The sequence below is a fragment of the Paraburkholderia sp. 2C genome, from assembly GCF_054589215.1.
In genome coordinates, this window is record NZ_BAAILL010000032.1 from 681193 (window position 1) to 706517 (window position 25325).

The 25325-nt window shown below is 62.4% G+C and carries 27 protein-coding genes; all 27 read right to left on the reverse strand.

All coding sequences use genetic code 11. The annotated features are described in order from the left end of the window. Positions 1–8 precede the first annotated feature (8 nt). The 27 genes from ACYPXD_RS11305 to ACYPXD_RS11435 all read right to left on the reverse strand — a co-directional run bounded on the left by ACYPXD_RS11305 (position 9) and on the right by ACYPXD_RS11435 (position 25266). Positions 9–1025, reverse strand: coding sequence for a D-2-hydroxyacid dehydrogenase (locus ACYPXD_RS11305; RefSeq protein WP_459710867.1), 1017 nt, complete (start codon positions 1023–1025; stop codon positions 9–11). A gap of 12 nt (positions 1026–1037) precedes the next feature. Then, the gene (locus tag ACYPXD_RS11310) at positions 1038–1547 is read right to left on the reverse strand and encodes an aromatic-ring-hydroxylating dioxygenase subunit beta (protein ID WP_459710869.1); all 510 of its coding nucleotides are present in this window, start codon (positions 1545–1547) and stop codon (positions 1038–1040) included. Then, a complete protein-coding gene (locus ACYPXD_RS11315) occupies positions 1540–2796 on the reverse strand; it encodes a Rieske 2Fe-2S domain-containing protein (RefSeq protein WP_459710871.1) in 1257 nt (418 codons plus the stop codon). Before ACYPXD_RS11315 ends, ACYPXD_RS11310 begins: the two co-directional genes overlap by 8 nt. Next, the gene (locus ACYPXD_RS11320) at positions 2793–3788 is read right to left on the reverse strand and encodes an ABC transporter substrate-binding protein (protein ID WP_459710874.1); all 996 of its coding nucleotides are present in this window, start codon (positions 3786–3788) and stop codon (positions 2793–2795) included. Before ACYPXD_RS11320 ends, ACYPXD_RS11315 begins: the two co-directional genes overlap by 4 nt. A 103-nt stretch (positions 3789–3891) precedes the next feature. Next, positions 3892–4620 (reverse strand): GntR family transcriptional regulator, encoded by a 729-nt coding sequence (locus ACYPXD_RS11325; protein ID WP_459710876.1) that lies wholly within the window; start codon positions 4618–4620, stop codon positions 3892–3894. A 133-nt stretch (positions 4621–4753) separates the two neighbouring features. Beyond that, the gene (locus ACYPXD_RS11330) at positions 4754–5350 is read right to left on the reverse strand and encodes a UbiX family flavin prenyltransferase (RefSeq protein ID WP_459710878.1); all 597 of its coding nucleotides are present in this window, start codon (positions 5348–5350) and stop codon (positions 4754–4756) included. 34 nt (positions 5351–5384) lie between these two features. After that, on the reverse strand, positions 5385–6401 hold the full coding sequence (locus tag ACYPXD_RS11335) for an ABC transporter substrate-binding protein (protein WP_459710880.1): 1017 nt from the start codon (positions 6399–6401) through the stop codon (positions 5385–5387). Between the two features lie 75 nt (positions 6402–6476). Beyond that, positions 6477–8072: a UbiD family decarboxylase gene (locus ACYPXD_RS11340; protein WP_459710882.1), complete on the reverse strand. Its 1596-nt coding sequence runs from the start codon at positions 8070–8072 to the stop codon at positions 6477–6479. 43 nt (positions 8073–8115) lie between these two features. Continuing rightward, positions 8116–9651 (reverse strand): class I adenylate-forming enzyme family protein, encoded by a 1536-nt coding sequence (locus tag ACYPXD_RS11345; RefSeq protein WP_459710885.1) that lies wholly within the window; start codon positions 9649–9651, stop codon positions 8116–8118. Continuing rightward, positions 9638–10549: a VOC family protein gene (locus ACYPXD_RS11350; protein WP_459710887.1), complete on the reverse strand. Its 912-nt coding sequence runs from the start codon at positions 10547–10549 to the stop codon at positions 9638–9640. The genes ACYPXD_RS11345 and ACYPXD_RS11350 overlap by 14 nt, the downstream gene beginning before the upstream one ends. Before the next feature lie 19 nt (positions 10550–10568). After that, a complete protein-coding gene (locus ACYPXD_RS11355) occupies positions 10569–11009 on the reverse strand; it encodes a PaaI family thioesterase (RefSeq protein WP_459710889.1) in 441 nt (146 codons plus the stop codon). 14 nt (positions 11010–11023) lie between these two features. Beyond that, positions 11024–12025 carry a zinc-binding dehydrogenase gene (locus ACYPXD_RS11360; protein WP_459711460.1) on the reverse strand — a complete coding sequence of 334 codons (1002 nt, stop codon included), beginning with the start codon at positions 12023–12025 and terminating at the stop codon, positions 11024–11026. A 78-nt stretch (positions 12026–12103) separates the two neighbouring features. Further along, a complete protein-coding gene (locus ACYPXD_RS11365) occupies positions 12104–12862 on the reverse strand; it encodes an ABC transporter permease (RefSeq protein WP_459710891.1) in 759 nt (252 codons plus the stop codon). A gap of 61 nt (positions 12863–12923) precedes the next feature. Next, on the reverse strand, positions 12924–13709 hold the full coding sequence (locus ACYPXD_RS11370; protein WP_459710893.1) for an ABC transporter ATP-binding protein: 786 nt from the start codon (positions 13707–13709) through the stop codon (positions 12924–12926). Then, the gene (locus ACYPXD_RS11375) at positions 13706–14452 is read right to left on the reverse strand and encodes a GntR family transcriptional regulator (RefSeq protein WP_459710895.1); all 747 of its coding nucleotides are present in this window, start codon (positions 14450–14452) and stop codon (positions 13706–13708) included. Before ACYPXD_RS11375 ends, ACYPXD_RS11370 begins: the two co-directional genes overlap by 4 nt. Before the next feature lie 204 nt (positions 14453–14656). After that, a complete protein-coding gene (locus ACYPXD_RS11380; RefSeq protein WP_459710897.1) occupies positions 14657–15706 on the reverse strand; it encodes a porin in 1050 nt (349 codons plus the stop codon). 516 nt (positions 15707–16222) lie between these two features. After that, the gene (locus tag ACYPXD_RS11385) at positions 16223–16942 is read right to left on the reverse strand and encodes an amino acid ABC transporter ATP-binding protein (protein ID WP_459710899.1); all 720 of its coding nucleotides are present in this window, start codon (positions 16940–16942) and stop codon (positions 16223–16225) included. Beyond that, positions 16929–17579, reverse strand: a complete 651-nt coding sequence (locus ACYPXD_RS11390; RefSeq protein ID WP_459710902.1) for an amino acid ABC transporter permease — start codon at positions 17577–17579, stop codon at positions 16929–16931. The genes ACYPXD_RS11385 and ACYPXD_RS11390 overlap by 14 nt, the downstream gene beginning before the upstream one ends. Next, entirely contained in the window at positions 17576–18256 is a 681-nt protein-coding gene (locus tag ACYPXD_RS11395) for an amino acid ABC transporter permease (RefSeq protein ID WP_459710905.1), read from the reverse strand. Before ACYPXD_RS11395 ends, ACYPXD_RS11390 begins: the two co-directional genes overlap by 4 nt. A gap of 116 nt (positions 18257–18372) precedes the next feature. Continuing rightward, positions 18373–19173 (reverse strand): transporter substrate-binding domain-containing protein, encoded by an 801-nt coding sequence (locus ACYPXD_RS11400; protein WP_459710907.1) that lies wholly within the window; start codon positions 19171–19173, stop codon positions 18373–18375. Positions 19174–19386: 213 nt separating this feature from the next. Then, positions 19387–20376: a dihydroxyacetone kinase subunit DhaK gene (gene dhaK / locus ACYPXD_RS11405; RefSeq protein WP_459710909.1), complete on the reverse strand. Its 990-nt coding sequence runs from the start codon at positions 20374–20376 to the stop codon at positions 19387–19389. Between the two features lie 14 nt (positions 20377–20390). After that, positions 20391–21035 carry a dihydroxyacetone kinase subunit DhaL gene (dhaL, locus tag ACYPXD_RS11410; RefSeq protein WP_459710911.1) on the reverse strand — a complete coding sequence of 215 codons (645 nt, stop codon included), beginning with the start codon at positions 21033–21035 and terminating at the stop codon, positions 20391–20393. Then, positions 21032–22051 carry an ABC transporter ATP-binding protein gene (locus tag ACYPXD_RS11415; protein ID WP_459710914.1) on the reverse strand — a complete coding sequence of 340 codons (1020 nt, stop codon included), beginning with the start codon at positions 22049–22051 and terminating at the stop codon, positions 21032–21034. The genes dhaL and ACYPXD_RS11415 overlap by 4 nt, the downstream gene beginning before the upstream one ends. Then, entirely contained in the window at positions 22044–23165 is a 1122-nt protein-coding gene (locus ACYPXD_RS11420) for an ABC transporter ATP-binding protein (RefSeq protein WP_459710917.1), read from the reverse strand. The genes ACYPXD_RS11415 and ACYPXD_RS11420 overlap by 8 nt, the downstream gene beginning before the upstream one ends. A gap of 3 nt (positions 23166–23168) precedes the next feature. After that, on the reverse strand, positions 23169–23363 hold the full coding sequence (locus ACYPXD_RS11425; RefSeq protein ID WP_459710919.1) for a hypothetical protein: 195 nt from the start codon (positions 23361–23363) through the stop codon (positions 23169–23171). Beyond that, positions 23360–24313 carry a carbohydrate ABC transporter permease gene (locus ACYPXD_RS11430; protein WP_459710921.1) on the reverse strand — a complete coding sequence of 318 codons (954 nt, stop codon included), beginning with the start codon at positions 24311–24313 and terminating at the stop codon, positions 23360–23362. The genes ACYPXD_RS11425 and ACYPXD_RS11430 overlap by 4 nt, the downstream gene beginning before the upstream one ends. Next, entirely contained in the window at positions 24310–25266 is a 957-nt protein-coding gene (locus tag ACYPXD_RS11435) for a carbohydrate ABC transporter permease (protein WP_459710924.1), read from the reverse strand. Before ACYPXD_RS11435 ends, ACYPXD_RS11430 begins: the two co-directional genes overlap by 4 nt. Positions 25267–25325 lie beyond the last annotated feature (59 nt).

The window sequence follows — 25325 nt, forward strand, 5'->3', positions numbered from 1 at the left end:
GCGTCGGTTCAGTACCCCTGCGCGCGGCTGACGATATTGGCGAGCTGTTCGCCGCGCAGCCATCTTGCGAAATTGCCGAACCACACATCGAGCACGCGCTGGTTATAGTCCGGCGCGTCGCATGAGATATGCGGCGTGACGATGAGGCCCGGCACGTCCCATATCCCACTGTCGCCCGGCAGCGGCTCCGGATCGAACACATCGAGCACCGCGCCACCGCAGGCGCCCGTACGTAACCGCTCGAACAATGCCGGATAGTCGACGAGCGCGGCGCGCGACAGGTTCACGATGCACGCGCCCTCGCGCATCGTCGCAAGCCGCGCGGCGGAAAGCAGCCCGCGCGTTGCCGGCGTCAACGGCGCGGTGACGACGGCGAAGTCCGCTTCGGGAAGCCACCTGTCGAGCTCCGACACCGGCGCCAGCACATCGGGCCTATCCGTGTCCGCTGCCGCCGGCACCGGGACGCGGCCGCTGCGATTGAGCGCGATCACACGCAAACCGAGCGTCTTCGCGGCGCGGCTCGCCATGTGTCCGAGATCGCCGAAACCGATCAAAAGCGCCGTCTTGCCGCGAATCGGCGCGGTCAGCCGCGCATCCCAGCGATGCTCATGCTGCGCACGCAATACCGCGGGTAGTTGCGCATTCAACATCAGCAGCGCCATTTGCACAAACTCGCCGGCCTTGTCGACGTGAATGCCGCTGCTGTTCGTCAATATCAGGTCGTCGCGCAAACGGTCGAGCGGCAACAACTGGTCGACGCCGGCGCCGGTCGTATGAATCCACCTCAAGCGCCGTGCCTCGTTGACGGCCGCATGCGGGAAACGCGACGCGAGCAGAAAGTCGACGTCGTCGAGCGGCGTGGCGAACCGTTCGCCGTCCCACCCGAACGATACGTCGACGAGCCGCGCCAGCTCGGCGTGACGCAGCGACGCCTGCTGCCATGCCGCAGGGTGCAGATGGAATGCCGGCGCCTGCCGGCTCTGGCTTTCGAGGTGCAGCCGGAAACGCTTCGTCGCGTCATGCATGGATACGACCGCTCACAAAGGCAACGCGACGAGCGTGTCGTAGCGGCACGAGTCGGTGACAACCGTACGTTCGCGCAGCAGCGCGGCGTCGCCTTCGATGCTGACCGCGTCGACGTACCGGCCCGCGCTGAACACCACCATCGTCCCTTCATAGCCCGTGCGCACGACCATATAGCTGGTCTCGCAACGGATCGTGCCGTCCGTGTCGACGCCGACGATTTCCGTCGGGCTGATCACATGGCGATACACGTGCGGCTCGAACACGTTGACCGACTGGATCGAGCTGACGCGATCGAGCAGCATGCCGCGTGTGTTGCAGAACCAGATGCCGAAATCGCGGCCCGCGTCGAAATCGGCGCGCGTCAGAATGCGATAAGTGCAATCGTCTGCAAAGAAAGTGGGCCACCGTTCGAGATCGCCATTGTCGATCGCGCTGCAATAGTGCGCATTCAGGCGGCCGATGCACGCCTTCGCGTGCGCGCCGACTTCGATGTCGGAAAAACGCGTGATTGTGCTAGACATGCATCAGTTCCCGATAGAATTTCCAGAAGCCGCGCACGGATGTTTCCGTCGCGCGGGTCGCCATCGGTCCGGTGCCCTTGCCGCCCATCTCGATCACCGCCGCATCGTCAAGGTCGCCGCGAATCCCCTTCTCGACGAAGGCGCCGATCGTGCCATCCTCCATCGACACAAACCCGGCCGGACCGACGAGATTGCTTTGCTTGCGCCGGATCAATGTCTGCTCCGGCGTGTCTTCCTCGAAACCGAGCACGGTCCAGATCAATTCGCAGCGATCGACCGCGAGAGGCACCACCTGACGCACGCCGATCGAGTTCATGATCTGGTGCAGCACGAAGCCCGGAAAGATGCTCTGGATCGCGTTGGTGATCTGGTCCGGGTACTCCATCCACTGATCGATCAGCGACGGGTCTTTCAATCCGAAGTCGTCGCGCATCGCACGGATGATGCCGGAGTCGTACACCGCGTCGCCGGCGTCCGTGAAGCGCTTCGTAAACGTGATGTGATGACGGCTATCCTCGTCTTGCAGCGTGCCGCCTTCCGCGGACAACCGGTTGATCTTGAAGGTCGAAAAGAATGCGTGCAGCAGGCTCGGGTGATAGTTGTCGCGGCTATTCTCGACATACAGCTTCCAGTTGTTGTGCATCACCTGGCTGTAGCGGCCGAGAATTTTCGGCTTGCCGTATAGCGTGCGCTCGATATGCGCGACCATGGTCGGCCCGAGGTAATCTTCGAGCGGTGGCGCTTGATCCGAAAACGAACCGAACACAAGGCCGCGAATGCTCGCCACGCGCAAGGTGGTCAAGCGGAACTGCGTCTTGTCGAAATCGTCGGGCATGCCGCCCTTGCCTTGTACGCCCTTCTCGAACGCGACGCTCGTCAGCTCGCCTTCGAAGTTGTAGACCCAGTTGTGGTACGGGCACACGAAATTCGGGCGCTTGCGATTGCCCTGCGCTTCGTAGCACAGCACCGAGCCCTTATGCACGCATTTGTTCACGAGCGCACGAATACCGCCGTCCTGATGCCGCACGACGATCACCGAGGTATGCCCGACTTTCGTCGTCACGTAATCGCCGGGGTTCGGTATCTCGATGTCGAGGCACAGGAAGCTCCATGTCGGACCCCGAAATACGGCGTCCTGCTCGCGTTCGTAGGTGGCTGTATCGGAAAACACGCGCAGCGGCACGCGCGTGATGCCCTCCGCGGGCCATAAAATCCTGCTCGCCGGCAACGCGACGGGACTCGTCGTCATTTCATTTTCTCCGCGTCAAGATAAGGTTTCGGGTAGAACAGGTCCGCCGGCAATTCGCCCTTCAAGGTGCCCGCCGCCTTGAACACGTCGAACGTTCGCTTGAGCGTCGCGACATCGTCGGGCCCGAGCGCGACGGTGTTCATCGTGGTCCAGTGGTCGCCGTAAAAGCGTGCGCCGCTGTCGTTCAGGTTGGCCGCTTTCTTCAGGATCGACACGACCGCATCCGGATTCGCGGCGCCGAACTGCACCGCTTCGCGCATCGCGGCCAAAACCTTGGCCGCGTCGGCCGGATTGTTTTTCAACCACTCGTCGCGCATCACGGCCACGCCGATGTACGGCGGCGAGGGAGACCTGGTCATCTGCTTCCATTGATCCGACAGCGTGCCGAGCACGCGAATCCGCGTCGCGCTGTCGGATACCTGGGCGACCGTCGTCGGGCGCATCACCGCCGCGTCGACGTTCTTTTGCAGCAGAAACTGCGCGAGGCGAGGCTCGTCGCCGGCTATGAGCCGGTAATCGGCCAGCTTCAACCCGTAGTTGCCGTCGAGCACCGCGGTGCCGACGCCCGTCGTCCCGCTACCGAGCGGCGACATGCCGATCTTCTTGCCGCGCAGCTCGCCCGGGCTGCGAATCGGCGAATCGGCAAGCACGACGAGTTCCGCGTCGACCAGCTGCGTCGCCGCGACGATGCGCACCGGCACGCCCTGCTGGGCAAGACTGAATGCGCCGGCCAGACTCGCACCGAACGCGAGATCGATCGCATTGGAGGCAAGCGCGGTGGTGGGCCCGTTCACATCGGGGAAATGCACGAACTTCACTTGCAGGCCCTGCTTCTCGAAGAACTTCTGTGCTTCGAGCACCGCGCCGAAACCGAGGCTGATGCCGCTCGTCCAGTAGCCGACGCGCAATTCAGCGGCAACGGCGCCGCGCATCGCGCCGAGCGCGAAGATGCATACCATCAGAAGCTGCGAGATAACGCGAGATATCTTCATTGTGTCGAACGCGGATGCGGCCATGCGGCCCGTGTCAAACGACCTCGAAACGACCTCGTATCGAGGACCCCAGTTCCGCGGCAAGGCATCGCGCCCTGGCCGCCTACTTCCCTATTGCCATCAGCGGCGCATGCTCGAAATCCTGCTTCATGCTGCGCATGACGCGCTCCATCGTCATGTCGCGAAACCGTTCGACGTGCCGTCGCGCAATGCGCGACGCCGTCTTGCCGTCGCCGGCGCCGAGCGCTTCCGCCAGCAGCCGGTGGTCGCCGGAAATTTCCGGACTGTCGTCTTCGTCGCTGAAGCCGAGTGCGACAAGCCGCGCCATTTCGTCGAACAGCACGGAAATGCTGCGTACCAGACGCTCGTTTCCCGATGCCGATGCAATATGCAAATGAAACGCACGATTGCCGTCGAGAAAGAAGCCGATCTGATTGCCGTGATTCTTCGACGCGGTATTGCCGCGCGCCGCCTTGTCGATACGCATCAAGGCTTTCGCATCGACGTGGCCGGCCGCGAGCCGTGCAGCTTCCGGCTCGAGAATCAGGCGCAGCGCAAACACTTCCTCGACGTCCCTCAGCGTGACCGGCACGACCACATAGCCATGACGCGGCACCGAGCGCACGAGGCCGTCGTGCGTAAGGCGCGCAAGCGCAAGACGGCAGGTGGACTTGCCGACACCGTATCGATCCATCAATTCCGCTTCGGTCAACATGCTGCCGGGCAGCAATGTGCAGGACAGGATGGCCTGCCTGATGGCGATATACGTCGCTTCGCCAAGCAGCATGCTTTCTCCCGCCGCCTTACCCGCCGATACGATCTTTGCACCCATAGACTTCACTCCCCTCACCCGTTGTGTTTCACTTGTTAGGCTTACGTGACTTTGTGAGCACCTCACAGCCTTTCTGAAACCCATTCTAGGAGAGGCAATTTTCGGAGTAAACAGCGGTCAAAATATCTTTGAATCAACTGATGGCGCCTTGCCACCGGCGCACCGTGCGCGCATCGATGTCGAATAGATCGAGCACCCGGCCGAGCGTGTGGTCGATCATCTGTTCGATCGATTCCGGCCGCGCATAGAACGCCGGAACCGGCGGATAAACGATCGCGCCCGCCTCGGTGACCGCCGCGAGACTGCGGATATGCCCGGCATGCAGCGGCGTTTCACGCACCATCAGCACGAGCCGCCTGCGCTCCTTCAACATCACGTCGGCCGCGCGCGACAGCAGCGAGCTCGTGCAGCCGGTCGCGATCTCCGACAGCGTCTTGATCGAGCAAGGCGCGACGATCATCCCGTCGACACGGAACGAGCCGCTCGAAATCGCCGCGCCGATATCGGCGTTCGGATAATGGACATCGGCGAGCGCTTTCACGTCGGCAAGCTGCAAGCCCATCTCCTGCACGAGCGTCACCTGTGCCGAACGGCTCACCACGAGGTGCGTCTCGACGTCGAGTTCGCGCAACAGCGTCAGCAGCCTCACGCCATAAACCGCACCCGACGCGCCGCTGATGCCGACGACGATGCGCCGGCGCCGGCCCAACGGCACTGTGTTCATATCCATAACGGACCTCGCCTGTTCGATCGATATGGAACCCTCACGGTTTTTGCGCGGTGATGATTTTCTTCGCCATCTGATAAGGCTCGCTGACGAACACATCGGCCGGCAGTGTTCCCTTGATCGTGCCGCTTGCCGCGAAAATCTGCTGTTCGCGCTTGAGTGTGTCGATATCGGCCGGCTCGAACGAGATCGTATTGAGTTCGGCCCAATGCGCGGCATAGATACGTGCGTCGCCGGCCGGCAGATTCGCCACCTTCTGCAGAATCGCGGCGACCTGATCCGGATGCGCATTGCCCCACGCAATCGCGTTATGAATCGCGACAATGAATTTCGCCACCGTTTGCGGATCGCGTTGAATCAGCTCGCTGCGCGCGGCGCCGACACCGAGGTACGGCATCGCGTCCGAATGCGTGAGCTTGCGCCACTCGTCGGCAAGCGTGCCGAGCCGTTTCGTTTTGACTTCGGTCAGCTGCGCGACGGTGACCGAGCGCAGCGCGGCCGCGTCCACCTGCTGCTGCATGAGGAATTGCCCCAGCCGCGCTTCGTTGCCGGGCACGAGCGCATAATCGGCGGCCGTAAAGCCGTAGTTCGCGCGCAGCACCGCGGCGGTCATCAGCGCGACAGAACTGCCCGCGGGCGACATGCCAACCTTCTTGCCGCGCAAACCGGACAACGATGTAACCGAAGACGTCGCGGGCGCAACGAAAGTCACATCCGCCGGCGCCGTGGCGCCGAAGATTCTGATCGGCACGCCCGTCGCCGCGATACTGAACGCGCTCGTGGCGGGCACGCTGAAGCTGATGTCGATCACGTTTGCCGCGAGCCCGCTGGCCGGCGCGTTGATCTCGGCGAAGTGCACGAAGCGCACATCGTCGATGCCCGCCTTCTTCAGGAAATCGCCGGTCTCGAGCACCGCGCCGAGGCCGAGGCTCACGCCGCTCGTCCAGTAGCCGATACGCAGCGGCGCGGCCTGTGCGGCCGGGGTGGCAAATGAAACAAAGCAGAACGCGGCGGCGAACAGCAGTCGCGTCGCGCACTGGCGAAATGGCGTCATGTCAGCTCTTCCTGGAAGGATCGCGTCGTCGCGGTGGCGCGATCCGGTTGAAGTTGGATAGCCCGTTGCCGTGCTTTACCGTGAAGCGGGCGGCACCGCGTCGAACCGCGAACCGCGGATGCACAGCTTGCCTTCCGCGGTTTTCCAGATCTGCCCGCGCTCGTGCAACAGGCCCAGCGCGCGCGCCAGCGTCTGGAAGTCGTAGCCGGAAAGACGTTCGGCAAGCGCGGTGTAATAGAGCGGCGTTTCACCGATCGACGCAAGCGCATCGCGCGCCGCATCTTCGACTTTGCCGGGCCCTGACACGACGCCCTCGTCGGCTTTGCCCGCGACGTAGTCGGCAATTTTCGCGGTATCCGCATACGCATACGAAATGCGCTCATAGCGTTCGTGCGGAATGCCTTCGGAAATTGTCGCGTCGATGCCGACTTTCGCGCCGGTCGGCACCTGTCCGGGCGGCATCACCGGCAAGCTCGGATCGAGCGGCTTCGCGCGCGCCCCCGGAATCACGATCAGATCGCGATCGCCCTGCACGCGCGTGGCGATCGCCCATTCGACCTCCTCGCCGTTGAATACGTCGATGTCTTCGTCGACCACCACCACATGCTTGAGGTCCATCACCGACAGCGCCGCGAGCAGCGCGTTCTTGCCTTCGCCCGCCTGCTTGCGGATCGAGATCACCGCGTGCCAGAACGCACGGCCGCCGAGCGTGACGTTGATGTCCTTGACCTGCACGCCTGCCGTGCGCAATGCGCTGCGGATCGCCTGATAACGGGTCGGCGCGGCGAGCCACGTGTTTTCCCACGGCATATGCAGCGAGTAGTACATCGCGTCGCGCCGATGCAGAATCGCCTTGATGCGCACATTCGGGTTCCAGTGCAGGCCGCCCATCAACGCGGTGAATTCGCCGAAGCGGCCTTCGGGCTGCGTCCATCCGGTAGGCAGGATTTCCGCTTCGATCACCACTTCGGAGTCCGCGATATAGGGAAGATCCACGGTCTCGCACGGCGCCAGTTCAACCGGCGTACCGCGAATGCCGCCGGCGATCGCCATTTCGTCGACGCCGATCGGCGCGCGGTAGCCCGCACCCATGATCTCCATCGGGTGGTTGCCGATCGAAATTGAAATCGGACAGGGCTTGCCCTGCTGGTACGCGCGTTGCGCGAACATGCGCATGTTGTTCGGCGTCACGATGTCGATGCCGGTCAGCGCCTTCTCCTTCACCATGAAGCGATAGATGCCGCTGTTCAGGCCGTATTCGGGGTCGCGCGAAATCACGATGCCCGCGGTGATCATCGGGCCGCCGTCGTAAATCGACGACATCGGAATGGGCAGGCGGAACAGATCGACGTCATCGCCCTTGTGAATGACCTCCTTCGTCGCGGACGTATCGACATACACCGGCGCAATCGGGTTCCGGATGCCACGCTCGAGCATCTTCTCGATTTCGAAGTAGCTCTCGCAGCCCATCGCCATCATCGCGCGCTTTTGCGTGCGAATGATGCCCGACAGCAGCGGCATGCCGTAGCCGATCACGTTGTGGAACAGCAGCGCCTTGTCGCTCTGATCGACGAGCGTGCCGACGTGCCGGATATCGACGGGTTGGCGGATGTCGATCAGTTCCTGGTCGGCCCTGAGCCGCTCCAGAAACGCGCGAAAATTTTCTTTCATGCCTGTCTCCTCGACGAGGTGAATGCGGAGTTCCGGCCGGGCATCAGGCGGCTCCGCTAGCGGACAATTCCGCATGGGCGGTGTGCTTCAATACCGCGCGATCGATCTTGTTGGTTGAAGCAAGCGGCAGTGCATCGATAAACCAGACGCGGCGCGGATGCTGATAAGCGGGCGCGTGCTCGAGTGCGTATCGCTTCACGTCGTCCTCCGTCAATGCGACGCCCGCGCGGCGCACGACGAATGCGACGGGTTTGGTGCCTTTGATGTCGTCGTTGACCGGCACGACACAGGCCTGCGCGATATCGGGGTGTGTTTCGAGCATGCGCTCGACTTCGCCGGGGAAAATGTTTTCGCCGCCGGAAACGAACATGTCGTCCGCGCGGCCGACGAACGTGTAAAAGCCCTGCTCATCGCGATGAAACACGTCGCCGGTCACATAGAAGCCGTCGTCGGTCAGCGGCACCGGCAAGTCCTTGCGGTTGTGATAGCCGAGCATCACCGCTGGGCTTTTGACCGCCAGCACGCCGGTCGCCGCACCGGTCGCAGGCGCTTCGAGCAGCTTGACCCGCACTTCGGGATGCGGGTAGCCGACCGACAGCGGCGGCGGCTCGAGACCGTCCGGATGCGGACCGAACACGATCGGGCCGCCCTCGGTCGTGCCGTACACGTTCGTAACTTTCGCATTGGGGAAGACCTCTGCGATCTGCTCGAGCAGACTTTCGCCGACGGGCGCCGAGCCCATCCGGATGAATCGCACCGACGCGAGATCGGTGCGCTCAAGCAGATCCGGTTCGCGCAGCATCATCGCGATCATCGGCGGCACCGATGTAAGCCATGTGACGCCATAGCGCTCGATCGCCGCGATGTACGCGCGTGCCTTGAACTGCGGCAACAGCACCACCGTGCCGTGACCGTATAGCGACATCAGCACGAGCGTCAGCGCATTCATGTGATAAAGCGGCGCCGCAACGAGGAAGCGATGCGCCTCGGGCGGCTGCGCGGCGGCGCGCGTGCGCGCGACCCACAGATGGCTGTCGTGCGACAGCATCACGCCTTTGGGCTTGCCGGTGGACCCCGACGTATAGAGAAACATCGCGGGCGTTCCCGGCTCGGGCACGACGGCGTCGTAGGCGCCGGGATCGACGAACGACGCGAAGCCGTCGGCGCCGTCCGAATCGAACACCACGACGGGCAGGTCGGCTGGGCAATCGGCGAGTCGCGCCGCATCGCAGAACACCAGTTGCGCGTCGCTGTCGCGGATCACGAAGGTCGACAACGCTTGCGGAAACCTGAAGTTGACCGGCGTCGCGACAAGCCCCGCGCGCATGATGCCGAGCAAGGCCGCCACATACTCCGCGCAATTGGCGGCGAGAATCGCGACACGCTGCCCGCGCGCAAACCCGCGCCGTTCGAGCGCGCGCGCGACGCCATTGGCCAGCGCATCGAGTTCCCCGTACGTGATGCGCGTGTCGCGCCAGCCGTCCTCCGTTTCGTCCAGGTCCCCGAGCGCGATCAACGCAAGCTTGTGCGGATCGCGTGCGGCGTCGATCAGATCGCCGAGATTCTCAGGAGTGTGCATGTTCGACAGTTCCGATAAATTCGATCAAGGTGTTGAATGAAAGCAGCAGCGCGCGAACGGACGCTGCGCCATTGCCGGTCGTTGCGTGTGCAACTTTCACCGTGGCGGGATCGGCGTGCGCCATCGACGCCAGTTTTTCGCTCACGGCATGCAGGTCCGCGGTTTCGACGACGAGCGCGCCGAAATAGCTCGCGCGGTCGGCGGCGTGGCACGCAAGCGGCCCGTAACGTGCCCGATATCCGGCTTCGTCGACGAAGCGCAAGCCGAACCCCGGCAGGCTCAATTGCACGCCTGCGCCGTCCGCGGCGGCCGTCACGCTGCCCGCGCCGGCGATCAGCGCATAGCGCTGCGCTTCGGCGTGCGGCTGCGCGCTGACCACAACGAGTCCGGCAAGACGCTTCGCGCGGTTCGGATGCGTCGCCCACTCGTCGCGAAACACCCATTGCGGCGTCAGATGCTCGCAAAAGTAGACGCGTCCCGCCGGCACCTCGCCGGGTTCGAGCCGCGTCGTCGCGAACTTCGCCAGTTGCTCGACGCCGTCGATCGCCACCGGCCGCGAGAACGATTGAGGTTCAGCCGCGTTGACGCGCGCGGCGATGAGCCGCGCATGGGTCGAACGCGCGTCGTCCGTTCTGAACACCAGTCCGTCGATGCCGAGCCGGCTTTCGAGTATTTCGCGCCGCAACCGCGTCGAACCGGCCGGCAAACCGACCAGCTCGAGGTAGTGATCGCCGAACATCATCAGATGGTTGACGGAGCCGAGCGAGTGATAACCGCGCGGCGTCAGGGCGAAACCGAGTTCGGCGAAACAGGTTGCGGCCGCATCGATGTCGAACATCGCGTTGACGACGACGTGATCGAGTATTCGACCGATCTCGGTTAAAGGGCCGGTGTTCATGCGCTGCGTCACGTCGTGGTCACGCTTTCGACGCGGGAGCGGGCGCCGGCGCGGTCGAGTAGACCCCGCGGCCGCTCGCCAGCAATACGCCCGTCTGGTCGAAAATGGACGCCTCGGCGACCGACACCGAACTGCCGAACTTCACGACCTTGCCGCGCGCCACCAGATCGCCCGGCATCGCCGCACGGTGATAGTCGACCCGCAAGTCGATGGTCGGCACGCCTCTGCCCGTTTTCGAAACGAGCGCCCAGTCCGCGGTCAGGTCGACGAGTGCGGCAAGAATGCCGCCATGCGTGTAGCGCCGTTCCGGGTTGACGACCCATTCCTCGCGCCATGTCGCGGCGATTTCGATTTCCCCTTCGCCGACGCTCAGCACCCGCAGGCCGAGCCATTGATGATAAGGACCGCGTGTGAGCAGCGCTTCGATGTCTTTGGCGCTCAGCTGTTTTGCTTCTGTCATGTTGGCCTCCGCGCTCAAGGTGTAACGACGATCTTGCCGAGCACTTCGCGGTCGCGAATCATGCGCAACCCCTCGGCGGCCTGTTCGAGCGGCAACACCTTGTCGATCTGCACGGAAATCTGTTTCGTGCGGATCAGTTCCATCAACGCGGACAGGTTGTCGTCATAGAAACTGTTCGAGCCCATCACGCGGATCTCGAAGCTCCAGATGTAGCGCAAATCCTCTTTCGGATCGTGCCCGGCCGTCGCGCCGCATACGAGCAGACTGCCGCCGCGCTTGATGCACCGGAGCGACGGCACCCATGTGTCGCCCCCCGTGAAATTGATCACGACGTCCGCACCGCCTTCATAGTTGCGGCGCTGCGGCTTGCCGTATTTCTCGATGACCCACTTCGAAAAATCGACCTCCTTGTAGTTGATCACGTGGTCCGCGCCCAGCGCCTTCAGTCGCTCGGCCTTGTCGGCGCTGCCCGCCGCGGCCACGACTTCGGCACCGAGCATCTTGGCCAGCACGACGCAGCCCGTACCGACACCGCCGCTCGCGCCGAGAATCACGACGCGGTCGCCGGCCTTGATCGTCTTGTGCGTGACGATCATGCGATGCGCGGTGCCGTATGCCACAGGCAACGACGCCGCCTGCTCGAAGCTCACTTCGTCGGGCATCGCGATCAGCTGATCGGCGGCAACGAGGCAGTACTCGGCCATGCCGCCGTCGAGCATTTCGCCCATCAGGCCTTTCTTTTTGTTGAGCGGATTCACCAGCACGCGCGCACCGACCTGCCAGCCTTCGACGTCGTCGCCGACTTCGACGATCTCGCCCGCCATGTCGAGTCCGATCACGACCGGCAGCGGCACCTTGATGCCAGGCATGCCTCTGACGGTGAACACGTCGTGATAGTTGAACGACGACGCGCGCACACGAATCACCACGTGCTGCGCAATTGCTTTCGGCATCGGCTTCTCGCCGACCCGCAGCTTGTCGACATCGCCATGCTCATCGAGAATCAACGCTTTCATCTTCTTTTCACTCATTTGGAATCCTATATATATGCAGCAACAACAATCAGCAGACTCTGTGTGATCCGCGTTAGCGCGTCACACTCTTCTCTTCCAGCGGAACAGGTAGTTCTCGATCGGCTTCAGAATGCCGTATTCGAGCAGCACCATCAGACAGATCAACGTCAGCGTCCACGCAAAGACCTGGTCGGTCTGCACGAGATCCGCGGCCTGGCGCAGCCGGTAGCCGACGCCATTCGACGAACCGATCGTTTCGGCGACGAGCGACACGCGCCAGCCGAAACCGAACGCAAGCCGTGCGCCGGAAAAGAAGTAGGGCAGCACGGTCGGGAGGTAGATTTTCGTCATCACCTTCGCACGCGACATCTGAAAGCTGCGGGCGAGCTCGACATACTCTGCATTGACGCTTTGCGAACCCTGCCAGACGTTGGTCAAAATCAGCGGCATCGCTTCCATGAAAACCACGAAGATCGTCGTGCCATTCGAGATGCCGAACCAGATCAGCGCAAAGATCGCCCAGATCGCCGCGGACACCGTATTGAGCACCGACAGCACCGGTTCGAAGTAGTGGCCGAGGCGCCGGTTCGAACCGAGCAGAATACCGAGCGGCGTACCCACTAGCGCCGCGAGCACGAAGCCCGACACCACGCGGTACAGCGTGATGCTGAGATCTTCGGTAAAGGTACCGGACGCGACGAGTTCGCGCAGCGCGTCCCAGGTTTTGCCGATGCCCGGCAAAATGAATGCCGGCACGCGCTGTGCGGCGAGCCACCATAAAACCAGCAGCACCGCCACGAGAGACAGACGCTGCAACGCGACGCGTATGAAGCCGCTCATCCGTGCGGATCGAGTCGTTAAATCGGAAGAGGCCACGGGAACCGACGACATTGCATTGTCCTTAGATCAGGGCGCGCACACGGCGCACGGTTTCAGCCACGTCGGCCGCAAGCGGGTCCCGCGGGCGCGCGAGATCGATCGTGAGCATGTCGCGCACGCGCCCCGGACGCGGCCGCAACACGACGACCCGGTCGGCCAGCACGATCGCTTCTTCGACATCGTGTGTGACGAACACCACGGTCATCTTCAGCTGTTCGCGCACGCGCAAAAGTTCTGCGTGCATTTGCGAGCGCATCTGCGGATCGAGCTTCGAGAACGGCTCATCCATCAGCAGGATGTAAGGCCTGACGACGAGGCTGCGTGCGAGTGCGACCCGGCTGCGCATGCCGCCCGACAGTTCGTGCGGATACGCGTTTTCGAAACCTTCGAGGCCCGTCATGTGCAGCATCTCGAGCGCGCGCTCGCGGCGCACATTCGCATTGAGCGATCCCGCCTCGAGTCCGAACTCCGCATTGGCGACAATCGTGCGCCACGGCAGCAGCCGGTCCTCCTGAAACATGTAGCTGATCACGCGCGTGTCCTCGGAGCGCTTGCCCGCCACGCCGTCGATCCGCACATTGCCGCTATCCGCCTTCACGAGCCCGGCGATGATGTTGAGCAGCGTGCTCTTGCCGCACCCGGACGCGCCGACGATGGCGAGCACGGAGCCTACCGGTGCCGCGAGCGAAATGTCGTCGAGCACAGCCAGCTTGCCAAAGCGCTTCGACACATGCGCAAGCTCGACCGCATGACGCACCGTCTCGCTTGCCGGCGCCGCCGCCACGACCCGCATCGGCATCGCGCTCATCGTGTGCCTCGCAGCGGCACGATCGGCGAGCCGGCGTGAGTGTCCCTGAGACTGGCCATCACTTTCTCCATTGTCATGTCGCGAAACGTCGCGACGTGCCTGTAGGCAATCTGTTCCGCGCGGCGCTCATTGCCGCTCTCGAGCGCATCGATCATCTTCGTGTGGTCGTGTCGTATTTCAGGCTTCGTTTTCTGTACGCCGAAGCCGAGCGCAACGAGCCGCGCCATTTCGTTGAGCAGACCGCCGAGGGTCTTCACGAGCCGGCTGTTGCCCGACGCTTCCGCAACCGCCATATGAAACGCTGCGTTCGCGTCCATGAAGATGCCGATGCGGTTGTTGATACCAAGCGATACATCGTCGTTGCGGCACGCGCGTTCGAGTTCCCTGAGCAGCGCGATGTCGGCCCTGCCCGCGGCAAGCCGCGCCGAAAGCGGCTCGAGCTGCAGGCGCAGCGCGAATACTTCCTCGACGTCTTTCAGCGTGATCGGCCGCACCACGTAGCCTTGCCGCGGCACTGCCCGCAGAAAACCTTCCTGCGCGAGCCGCTGCAGCGCAACCCGGCACGTCGCCTTGCCGATGCCGTAACGCGCCATCAACGAAGCCTCGGTCAGGGTTGCCGCGGGTTCGATCACGCAGGACAGAATGTCATGCCGGATGGTTGCGCATGCGCGCTCGCTAAGCAACTTGGCTTCGTTCGAGCAATCGATCAACTGCACCGGCGACGCAACGGTTGACTCTTTCACGACATCTCTCCTTCGATTCGTGAGCTGCTCACAAGCATGTTTCTGGGCAGGCGTTGAGTTAACTTAGAACAGCCATAAAAAAATTGCACGCGAAAAAATTGAGTGCTTTTGAGCTGTTCAGATGAGAAAAACAGGGGCATTCGCTCAAACGTTGATCCGTCTTGTATCGCGTCTTTCATCGCTACAGTCACGTGATTCACATCGTTAGAAAAACTGCACGATGCCCAGCTGCGCGCCCGTTACGCCTTCGCCGCGCGCTGGCGTATTGGGTGTGAACGGCCCGTTTCCGATCAGTGCGTAGGTCGCGCCATGCCGGTTGACGAGTCGTGCGACGGTCGCATAGAGCAGCGTGCGCTTGCTCAGGTTGTAGAAGGTCCCGAGACTGATTTCCCCGGCGTTGTTATGTTGCGCGGTGCTGTCTTCCACATAACCGAGGCCTGCCGTCACGCGCAAAGCGGGCGTAACGAGGTACCCAGCCGATAACCAGTACACGCTGTGATACTTGCCCTCGACATTCGTGTTGAGATTCGAGCCGAGATTATTGCCGCGATAAAAGCCGAAGTAGCCCGTCAGCTTGCCGAACTGATAGCTGCCGCCGGCGAAGGTCGTTTTCGTGAGCACTTCGCCGTTTGCGCCGTTCTGCTCGGCATGACTCACGCCGAGATAGACCGGACCGCGCTGGTAGTCGATCGCCCCTACGTACGCGTTCAATGCGTCGTGCGGCGACGTTTGGCCGCCCAGGCTCACGCCGCCGGAAAATGTGAAGCCCGCAACGTTCGGCGACCAGTACGTGATCATGTTGTCGTAGCGGAACGAGAACGTCGATGCGTTGTGCAGCAACGACCCGTACGTACCGCCGTTGAATGCATCGAACTTGCTGTGCATGATCAGCAGCGCTGAGTTTTGCCGCCCGAAGCGCACCTCGCCATAGGGGCTCGCAAGACCCACCCACGCGCTGCGGCTGAACGCCAGCGTCGAATCCGAAGCCGCGCCGTTGTTGGTCAGAATGCCGTTCTCGAGGTTGAACGTCGCACGCAAGCCGCCGCCGAGATTTTCGCTGCCTTTTAGTCCGATACGGCTTGCGTACAGGCCGCCGCTCTGTTCCGCGGTCTGCGCCCCTTTACCGCCCGCGTTGGTGTAACCGACGAACGTATCGAGAATTCCGTACAACGTCACTTCCGCGCATGCCGGTTTTGCGGCAATGGCGGCGAGCACGACAATAGCCGCCGAGCAGCCTTGAATGGACTTAAGCATTTCTCTCAACCCGGTTATGTGAATATTATTTAAATTTGGATGACTAATCGTATTGAACAGGTCAGCAACTGCTTTCTTGCCCGGTAGCTATTCCCGAAGGAATCCGGCATCGAACCGGCATTCGTTTAGGCTAGCTGTGGGATGCTCACCAACATCAGGTAGGTCGTTCGTTCCGGCGAATTTAGAACGACAAAAAAGAACGACACAAGAAGAATTTCAATATTTTTTCGCCGTGAAATGCTCACGGACGGCAAAAAATAGAGCAAAAAAATTGGCAGCGCGAAGGGATTTGCGCCGTTTTATCCGCGTGATATCCGGATGTCGTCGCTACGACATCTAAACCGTCGACGCCTGAGAGGAAGCGTCTGTCGTGACAGTTGGCTTGAAGAGACGGAGGTGTGCCGATGAGATCGGAGAGAGACGCACGGACAGCGTGAATCGATCGCTGTCCATGGAAAGAGTACGTGTAACAAACGCGGCCGGTTTAACGCAATAAGACCTGCCGCTGCACGCGAATCATTGGACGAAACGTCGCAACTCGACCGTCGAAGGTCTTTCGAAGATGTCCTCCGGCGTGCCGCTTTCCCATACACGCCCTTGATGCATGAACACGACGCGGTCGCTGACCGCCTTCGCGAAGCGCATTTCGTGCGTGACCATGATCAGCGTCATGTTCTCGTTCGCGAGACTTTCGACGACGCTCAACACTTCGCCGACCAGTTCCGGGTCCAGCGCCGAGGTAATCTCGTCGCACAGCAGCACGGCCGGCTTCATCGCAAGAGCGCGCGCGATCGCGACGCGCTGCTGCTGGCCGCCGGACAACTGGTCGGGAAAAGCGTCGAACTTGTCCGCGAGCCCGACCCGTTCGAGCATGCTTTCCGCGATCGCATACGCCTTTTCGCGATGCGTCTTCCTCACCACCTTCTGCGCAAGCGCGACGTTCTGTCCGACGGAAAGATGCGGGAACAGGTTGTATTGCTGGAACACCATGCCGACCTTCATGCGCAGCGCGCGCAAATCCGCATGCCGCGCGTCGATGTGCTCCCCGTCGATCTCGATCGAACCGGCGTCGATGCTCTCGAGCCCGTTCAACGCGCGCAGAAAGGTGCTCTTGCCCGAGCCGCTGCGCCCGATGATCGTGACCACCTGCCCGCGCTCAACGGCGAAGTCGATGCCTTTCAGGACCTGATTCGCGCCGAAGTTCTTTTCGACGCCTTTGGCTTCAACGAGCGGCATGCCATTTCCTTTCCAGCGCACGCGCGGACAGCGTGAGCGGATAACAGAGTGCGAAATAGATGACGGCGACGAGGCCGTACACGAGGAACGGCCGGAACGTCGCGTTCGATATGGCTGTGCCGACCTTCGTAAGCTCGGTAAAGCCGATGATCGACACGAGGGCGGTGTCCTTGATTGCCTGCACGCCGAAGCCGACCGTCGGCCCGATCGCGATGCGCGCTGCTTGCGGGAGAATCACATGGCGAAGCTGCTCGAAATAGTTCATCGCCAGGCTCGCCGATGCTTCCCATTGCCCCTTCGGAATCGCTTGGACGCAGCCGCGCCAGATCTCGGCGAGGTAGGCGCTCGTGAAAAACGTGAGGCCGAGCGTCGCGGCCAGCCATGGTTCGACGTTGATGCCTGCAAGCGGCAGGCCGAAGAACACCACGAAAATCTGCATCAGGAGCGGCGTGCCCTGAAAGATCTCGATGTAAATGCGCACGCCGCCGCGCAGCCAGGGCGAGTCCGACACACGCATGACGAGTAGCGCGACGCCGACGATTCCGCCGGCAATGAAGGACACCAGCGACAGCACGATCGTCCAGCGCGCCGCGAGCAGGAGATTTTCCAGAATCTGCCAGAACGTGAATTCGATCATCGCGCGATGCTCCGGGCGAACAGGCGCTGGCCGGCGACATTCAATGTGACACGCAGGACGAGCGCAAGCCCGAGATACGCGAGCGTGATGACGAAGTAGGTTTCGAATGCGCGGAAATTGCGGGACTGGATATAGCTTGCCGCGTAGGTGAGATCGGCTACCGAGATCTGCGATACGACAGCGGAGCCGAGCATCGTGATCACGATCTGGCTTACCAGCGCGGGAAACACCTTCGCGAAGGCCTGCGGCAGCACGACATGGCGAAAGGTCTGTGCCGGCGACATCGCCAATGCCGCAGCGGCCTCGAGATGGCCGCGCGGCACGGCGGCCACGCCGGCGCGCACGATCTCGACGGAGTACGCGCCAAGGTTGAGCGTCATCGCAAGCACCGCGGCCGCGTATTCGCCGATATGAACGCCGAGTGCGGGCAGGCCGAAAAATAGAAAGAACAACTGGATCAGGAACGGTGTATTGCGGATCGCCTCGACGTATACGCGCACCGAGCCGCGCAGCCAGTTGAGGCCGGGCGTGCGTGTATTGCACGCGGCTGCGCCCCCTACGCCGACCGCGAGGCCAAGAAATGTGGCGACTGCGGTAAGCCCGAGCGTCACCGCGGCGCCGCTTGCGAACATGCCGGCATAAGCGGTGAGGTCGCTGAATTCAAGCTGATAACTCATGAAACCCTAATCCGTTCGACAACGTCAATCCCACGCCGATGAGGCGCACACACGCGCGGCATGGCGATGTCGAACAGACGCCCGACGCCTGCCGCGCAGCGATCGTCAATAGCGGTTCAGAGGCCCGCGGGGAGCGGCTGGCCGAGCCACTTCTTCGAAATGCCCTCGAGCGTACCGTCCTGCCTCGCATGCGCGATGGCGTCGTCGACCTTCGCGAGCAGCGCCGGCTCGTTCTTGTTCAGGCCAACGAAGCAGGGCGAGTTCTTGATGATGAATTTCATCTCCGGGCGGCGAGGGGGATTTTTCGCGAGAATGGCGGCGGCCACCACGTTGCCTGCCGCGATCAGGTCCACCTGGCCCGAGAGAAACGCCTGAATCGTCGCGTTGTTATCTTCGAAGCGGTGAATATTGGCCTTCGGCGCCATTTGCGTGAGCGCAATTTCCTCCAGCGCGCCGCGCGTCGCGCCGACCGTCAGATTCGGCGTCAGGTCGGCGGCGCTGCTCACCTTGACGTTCGCGGGCCCGAACACGCCCTGGAAGTACGGCGCATAGGCCGTCGAAAAATCGATGACCTTTTCGCGCTCGGGCGTCTTACCGAGCGACGAGATCACAAGGTCGACCTTGTTGGTCTGCAAATACGGAATGCGGTTCGCGCTATTCACCGGCACGAGTTGCAGCTTCACCTTGAGCGACTTCGCGATCACCGCGGCCATATCGATGTCGTATCCGCGCGGCTGCATGTCAGGACCGATCGAGCCGAACGGCGGGTAGTCCTCCGGCACGGCCACGCGCAGCACCCCGCTTTGCATGATGGCGTTGAGCGCATCGGCTCGCGCGGGCGTGGAGTTCAACAGAAGCGGCGGGACGGCGACGGCGATGGACATCGCGACGAGCCAGGTGCGGCGGATACGGTTCATTGTTCTGAATTCCATTGAAGGTTCTGGACGGCTGCGCAGCCCTTGAGCAATAAGCGCGCCAATCACCGTGGAATTCAGGCGCCCGGTTCGGACACAAGTGCGCCCGCGATCCGCTCCTGACGAATCACCTGCGTGGGCCGTCGGCCGTGTCTTCCGAAAACAGGTCGGCACGCACCAGCTTCGCGCATGCACCAATAAGGCGCGGGCGCACCGCTAACAACCCCAACGCAGCGACGGCGTATGCACCGGACTATCCCAATGCCGCGTCATTTCCTCGTCGAGCACACAAACCGTGATCGACGCACCGGCCATTTCCAGCGAGGTCGTCAGTGAACCGACCTGCACGCGCGTGATGTTCAAACCCCGTTGTTGCAGCCATAAGCGGGTCGAATTGAACAACAGATAGAGTTCGCCCGGCGGTGTACCGCCGAGGCCGTTGATGAGCACCAGCAATTGCGCACCGGCCTTCGGCTTCAGATCGGCGACGATCGCCGTCAGCAGTTCGCCTGCTATCACATCGGCCGCGGCAAAGCGCGCGCGCCGCCGCCCCGGTTCGCCGTGAATTCCAACACCGACTTCGATTTCATCGTCGCCGATCTTGAACGTCGATGTTCCCGCCGCGGGCACCGTACAACTCGAGAACGCAACGCCCATGCTCGCGGTGTGCTTGTTGATCCGATCGCCGAAGGCTTTGCATTGCTCGAGGTCGGCGCCGCTTTCGGCGAGGCTCCCCACCAGTTTCTCCACGATCACGGTGCCCGCCACGCCGCGCCGGCCCGTCGTGTAACTGGAGTTTTCGACGGCCACGTCGTCGTTGATCAACACCATCGCATTCGGCAAGTCCGACATCTCCGACGCCATTTCGAAGTTCATCACATCGCCCGAATAGTTCTTCACGATAAAGAGCGTGCCCGCCCCCGTATCCGCGGCGTTGGCCGCCGCCATCATCTGATCGGGCGTCGGCGATGTGAAAACCTGGCCGGGGCATGCGGCGTCGAGCATCCCGTAGCCGACGAAGCCGCTGTGCAGCGGCTCGTGCCCCGACCCGCCGCCCGAGATCAGCGCGACTTTGCCCGGCTTCAGTGTCTTGCGCCGCACAAATACCGGCTCCTGATTGAGAACGACAAGGTCGCTATGCGCAGCGGCGAACCCGGCCAGACTCTCAGCGAGAAAGTCGTCGACGTGGTTGATGAATTTCTTCATGGCCTACGCTCCTTTCACTCGCCGTCCTGCGCAAGCCGCGCACAAATGGCACCGATCATCAACTGCGTCGAGCGCGCTCCCGGATCGATATGACCGCGCGAGCGCTCGCCGAGAAAGGACGCGCGCCCCTTGGTCGCAAGCATGTCGCGGGTCGCGAGCATGCTTGCTTCAGCGACCTGAGGCAATGCGTCGAGCACCGCCTCCGGCGACGCATGACTGTCAGCCAGTTCCGCAAGACGCGACGCGACGGGAATCAGCACGTCCATCATCGTCTTGCTGCCGATGCCCGCCTTGCCGCGCTGCGCGACGGCGTCCACGCCCGCTGCGAAAATCCGCGCGATGTCGTCCACGCCGGGCGCGTCCGCGTCGCCGTGTTCGGCCGACGCTTTCGCCATCCCATGCAAGAGCGAAAAGAATAGTGGCCCTGACGATCCGCCCACGGTCGACAGCAGCTTCGACGCGGCCAGGTCCAATGCGGGCGCAAACGCTTTGGCCTCGATATCGGCCCGCAACGCCAGCAGCGCATCGACGCCCCGTAACAGGTTGAAGATATGGTCGCCGTCGCCGATCTGCTGATCGAGCGCGGCGATTTCATCGGTGTGCTCCTTCAACGTGGCATGCGCAGCCTCGATGCACGCCATGACCGTTTTGCCGTTCATGCGGTAATCCTCCTGCCGTCGGAGCGGAAATAGAGCAGGCTGCGCGGCGGCAGCGATGCGCCGACCGTTTGCCCCGGCGCGAAATTGCGCTCGGTCATGGTCGTCGCGACAATCGGGATACCTTCGCGATCGAGAATCAGCAGATGGCGAAGCGGAGAATATTCGAGCACGCGAAGGCTGATCCCATCGTGCGCATCGGGCGCGTGCAACACGATGTCTTCCGGGCGGATCGCGACCGTCGCCGTGCCCTCCGGAATCGCACTGGAATCGAACAGCGCCGCAGGCAGCACGTTGATCGGCGGAGAGCCGAGACGCTGCGCCGCGCTAAGCGAAGTGGGATTGCCATACACTTCGCGTGGCGTGCCCATCTGCACCACGCGGCCATGTTCGAGTATGCCGATACGATCGGCAAGCGTCGTCGCCTCCACCTGGTCGTGCGTCACATAAACGATCGTCGCGCCGATCGTGCGATGCAGCCGCTTCAGTTCGATCCGCAGTTCCTCGCGCAGCTTCGCATCGAGCGACGACAACGGCTCGTCCATCAAAAAGACTTTGGGCCGGCGCACCAGCGCGCGCCCGATCGCCACGCGCTGCATTTCGCCGCCCGACAGATGCGTCGCCATGTTGCCGAGCTTGGACTCGATGTGCAGCATCTGGGCCACCTCCTGCACGCGCGCGCTCACTTCAGCCTCGCTCAGGCGCCGCCGTGGCGAACGCAACGGAAAGGCGAGATTGCCTGCTACCGTCAGATGCGGATACAGCGAATATTGCTGGAAGATAAACGCGACGTCGCGATCCGCGGGGTGGGTATCGGTCGCCGCTTCGCCATCGATAACGATCGCGCCTTCGTCGGGCCGTTCGAGTCCCGCGATCAGCCGCAGCGTGGTCGTCTTGCCTGCGCCGCTCGGGCCGAGCAGCACGACGAACTCGCCCTCCTTCACGTCGATCGACACCTGATCCACCGCCACGATATCGCCGAAACGCTTCGTCACGTGCTGCAAGCTGATTTCAGACATACGCGCCCCCTTTGCCGTTGCCGTTGCCATTGACGGCCATCTGGCGTGCGGCGCTCGGTAGCAGCTTGCCGCTCGCAGCGTCGTACAGCAATGTGCGTTCCCTGCGAAACGACAAGCCGACCTGCGCCCCGGCCGCCTGCCCTTCATTTTTGCCGACCCTGACGCGCACCACGCCGAGCGGCGTATCGACGACCAGAATCTGATGCGAGCCGAGATACTCGTCGGCCATCACGCGCCCGCGCAACGCGCTGCGCCCGTCGATCAGGACGTGCTCGGGCCGGATGCCCAGCAATGCCTTCGCGGCAGACGCTTCGACAAGCGGCACCGGCACCGGCTCGCCGTTGAGCGAGACCTGTTCCGCTCCCGCTTCGACCGCCGTGTCGACGGGCAGAAAGTTCATCGGCGGACTGCCGATGAAATTGCCGACAAAAACCGTGGCGGGAAAGTGATAGATCTCGTGCGGCGACGCGGACTGCAGGACTTCGCCCTGATTCATTACCACGATATCGTCGGCCATTGCCATCGCTTCGCTTTGATCGTGCGTCACGTAGACGGTCGTGGCATGGAGCGCGTTGTGCAGTTTGCGCAGTTCAAGGCACATCAGTTCGCGGAAATCCGCATCGAGCGTGCCGAGCGGCTCGTCCATCAGAAAGGCCTTCGGATGCCGAACGATTGCGCGTCCCAACGCAACGCGCTGACGGTCGCCGCCGGAGAGCCCGCCCGTTTTGCGGTCCAGCATCGTCTCGATGCGCAGCATGCGGGCAGCCGATTCGACACGCGCGGCAATCTCACGACGCGAAATGCCCTCGTTTTTCAGCGGAAACGCGATGTTGTTGCGCACGCTCATATGCGGATAGAGCGCGAACATCTGGAACACGAATGCAATGTCGCGCTGACGCGCGCGCAGCGCCGTGACGTCTTCGCCGTCGATATGGATGTGCCCGGACGTCGGCAGCTCGAGCCCGGCGATCATGCGCAAGGTAGTCGTCTTGCCGCAGCCGGACGGCCCGAGCAGCACCACGAAGCGGCCGGTGCTCACCGTCAGGTTGGTATTGCGCACGGCCGTGAAATCGCCGAAGCGCTTGTGAAGATTCGAAAGAACGATCGTCGACATGGCTCAGTCCGGAAAGTGGCTGGTCACGACGAAAGCCAGCGCGCCCACCAGGATGACGGCAAACGACCACGTGTAGAGATCGACCGCGAACGGTTGCACGAGCATCGCAATGCCGACGCCGATCAGCACCGTCGAAGCGCCTTCGCAGTAGCGCCGGCGAAACAGGCGCCGGCGGGGCAGGACAGGTTGCACTTTCATTTGCGCACCGCTCCAAATGTGATGCCGCGCAGCAGGTGCTTGCGCAGCACGACCGTGAAAAACAGGATCGGCAGCACGAACAGGGTCGTGGCGGCCGCAACGGCCGGCCAGTCCTGACCGCCCTCGCCGATGATGAACGGGATAAACGGCGGCATCGTCTGCGCGTCGCCGCTTGTCAGCAACAAGGCGAACGCGTACTCGTTCCACGCGAAGATCAGACAGAAAATGGCCGTGGCGGCAATGCCGGTGATCGCCTGCGGCAGAACCACCTTGATAAATGCCTGCAGACGCGTGTATCCGTCGACGAGCGCGGCTTCTTCGTATTCGCGCGGAATCTCGTCGATAAAGCCCTTGAGCAACCACACGGCAAGCGAAACATTCACGGCCGTGTACAGCACGATCATGCCGAGGTAGCTGTCTGCCAGACCGAGCGCGCGATACATCAGATAGATTGGAATCGCAACGGCAATGGGCGGCATCATCCGTGTCGACAGGATGAAAAACAGCAGATCGTCGGCCATCGGCACCTTGAAGCGCGAGAATGCATACGCTGCAAGCGTGCCCAGAAATACGGCAAGAAACGTCGAGCCGAAGCCGATGACGAGCGAATTGATAAAACGCGGCACCACCTTAGACGGCCCCGCGATCACCATATTGCGCTTGCGCACATCGCGGTCGTACCAGGTCTGCGCGGGCGGCAGGCTCGCGATGAACTCCGGCGTCTGCCGCGAACGGATGGTGAACAGATTCACGTAGCCTTCCATCGATGGCTGGAACATCACGACGGGCGGGTACGCAATCGCGTCCTCCTGCGACTTGAAGCTCGTCAGGATGATCCACACAATCGGCAAGACCGCAATCAGCGCATACGCGATCACCACTACGGCGGCAAACGTCTTGCCGCGCGGCGAGGCAGCCACGACGGATTGTTGAAGGGCAAGATCGGTCATCGCTGTTTCACCCGGTTGAGTGCCTTCACATAGATATTTGCGGCGCCAAACACGACGACAAACAGAATGATCGCCAGTGCGGACGAATAACCGGTTTGCCACTTCTCGAACGCGGCGCGTTTGAGCGTGATCGACACGGTTTCGGTCACGGAACCCGGACCACCCGACGTCAGCAGGTTCACCATGTCGAACATCTTGAAGTTCTCGATGCCGCGAAACAGGATGGCGAGCATCAGGAACGGCAGCGTCATCGGCAGCGTGATCGACCAGAACTGGCGCCACGGCGACGCGCGGTCCACTTCGGCGGCCTCGTAGATGTAGTCGGGAATCGAGCGCAGACCGGCAAGGCAGATCAGCATCACGTAGGGCGTCCACATCCATGTGTCGACCATGACGATGGTCCACGGCGCGAGCGGCACGTCACCGATCATCTGGAACGAGCCGGGCGGAATGCCCGTAAAGAAACTGACGATGTCGTTGAAGAGGCCCGTTTGCGGTTGCAGCAGGAAAGTCCAGAAGTTGCCGACCACGGCGGGAGACAGCATCATCGGCAGCAGGATCAGCGTCGTCCAGAAACTATGGCCGCGAAACTGGCGGTTGATCAGCAGCGCAAGGCCGAACCCGAGCAGAACCTCGAGTCCGACCGACCAGAACACGAAGCGCGCGGTGACCTGCATCGCATACCAGATGTCTTCGTCGGTGAGGATGTCCGTGTAGTTGCCGATGCCGACAAAACGCGCCGGTACGCTTGGCATATTCGACTTGAAGTTGGTAAACGACAGCCGCAACGCCCAGATCAGCGGAAAGATGTTGATCGCCAGCAGCAGCACGATGGTCGGCAGGATGAACATCCAGGCAATGGTCCGGTCCGACAGTCCGCGCAGGCGCGCCGCTGCGCGCGCCTGCGTTTTTGCCTGCAACCCTTCTGAAGGAAAAGGCTTGTTGACCGACATGCCTGACTCCTTTTAAACGGGAACACGCGTCGCCGTTCGGCCCGGTGCCGCGCGTCGGC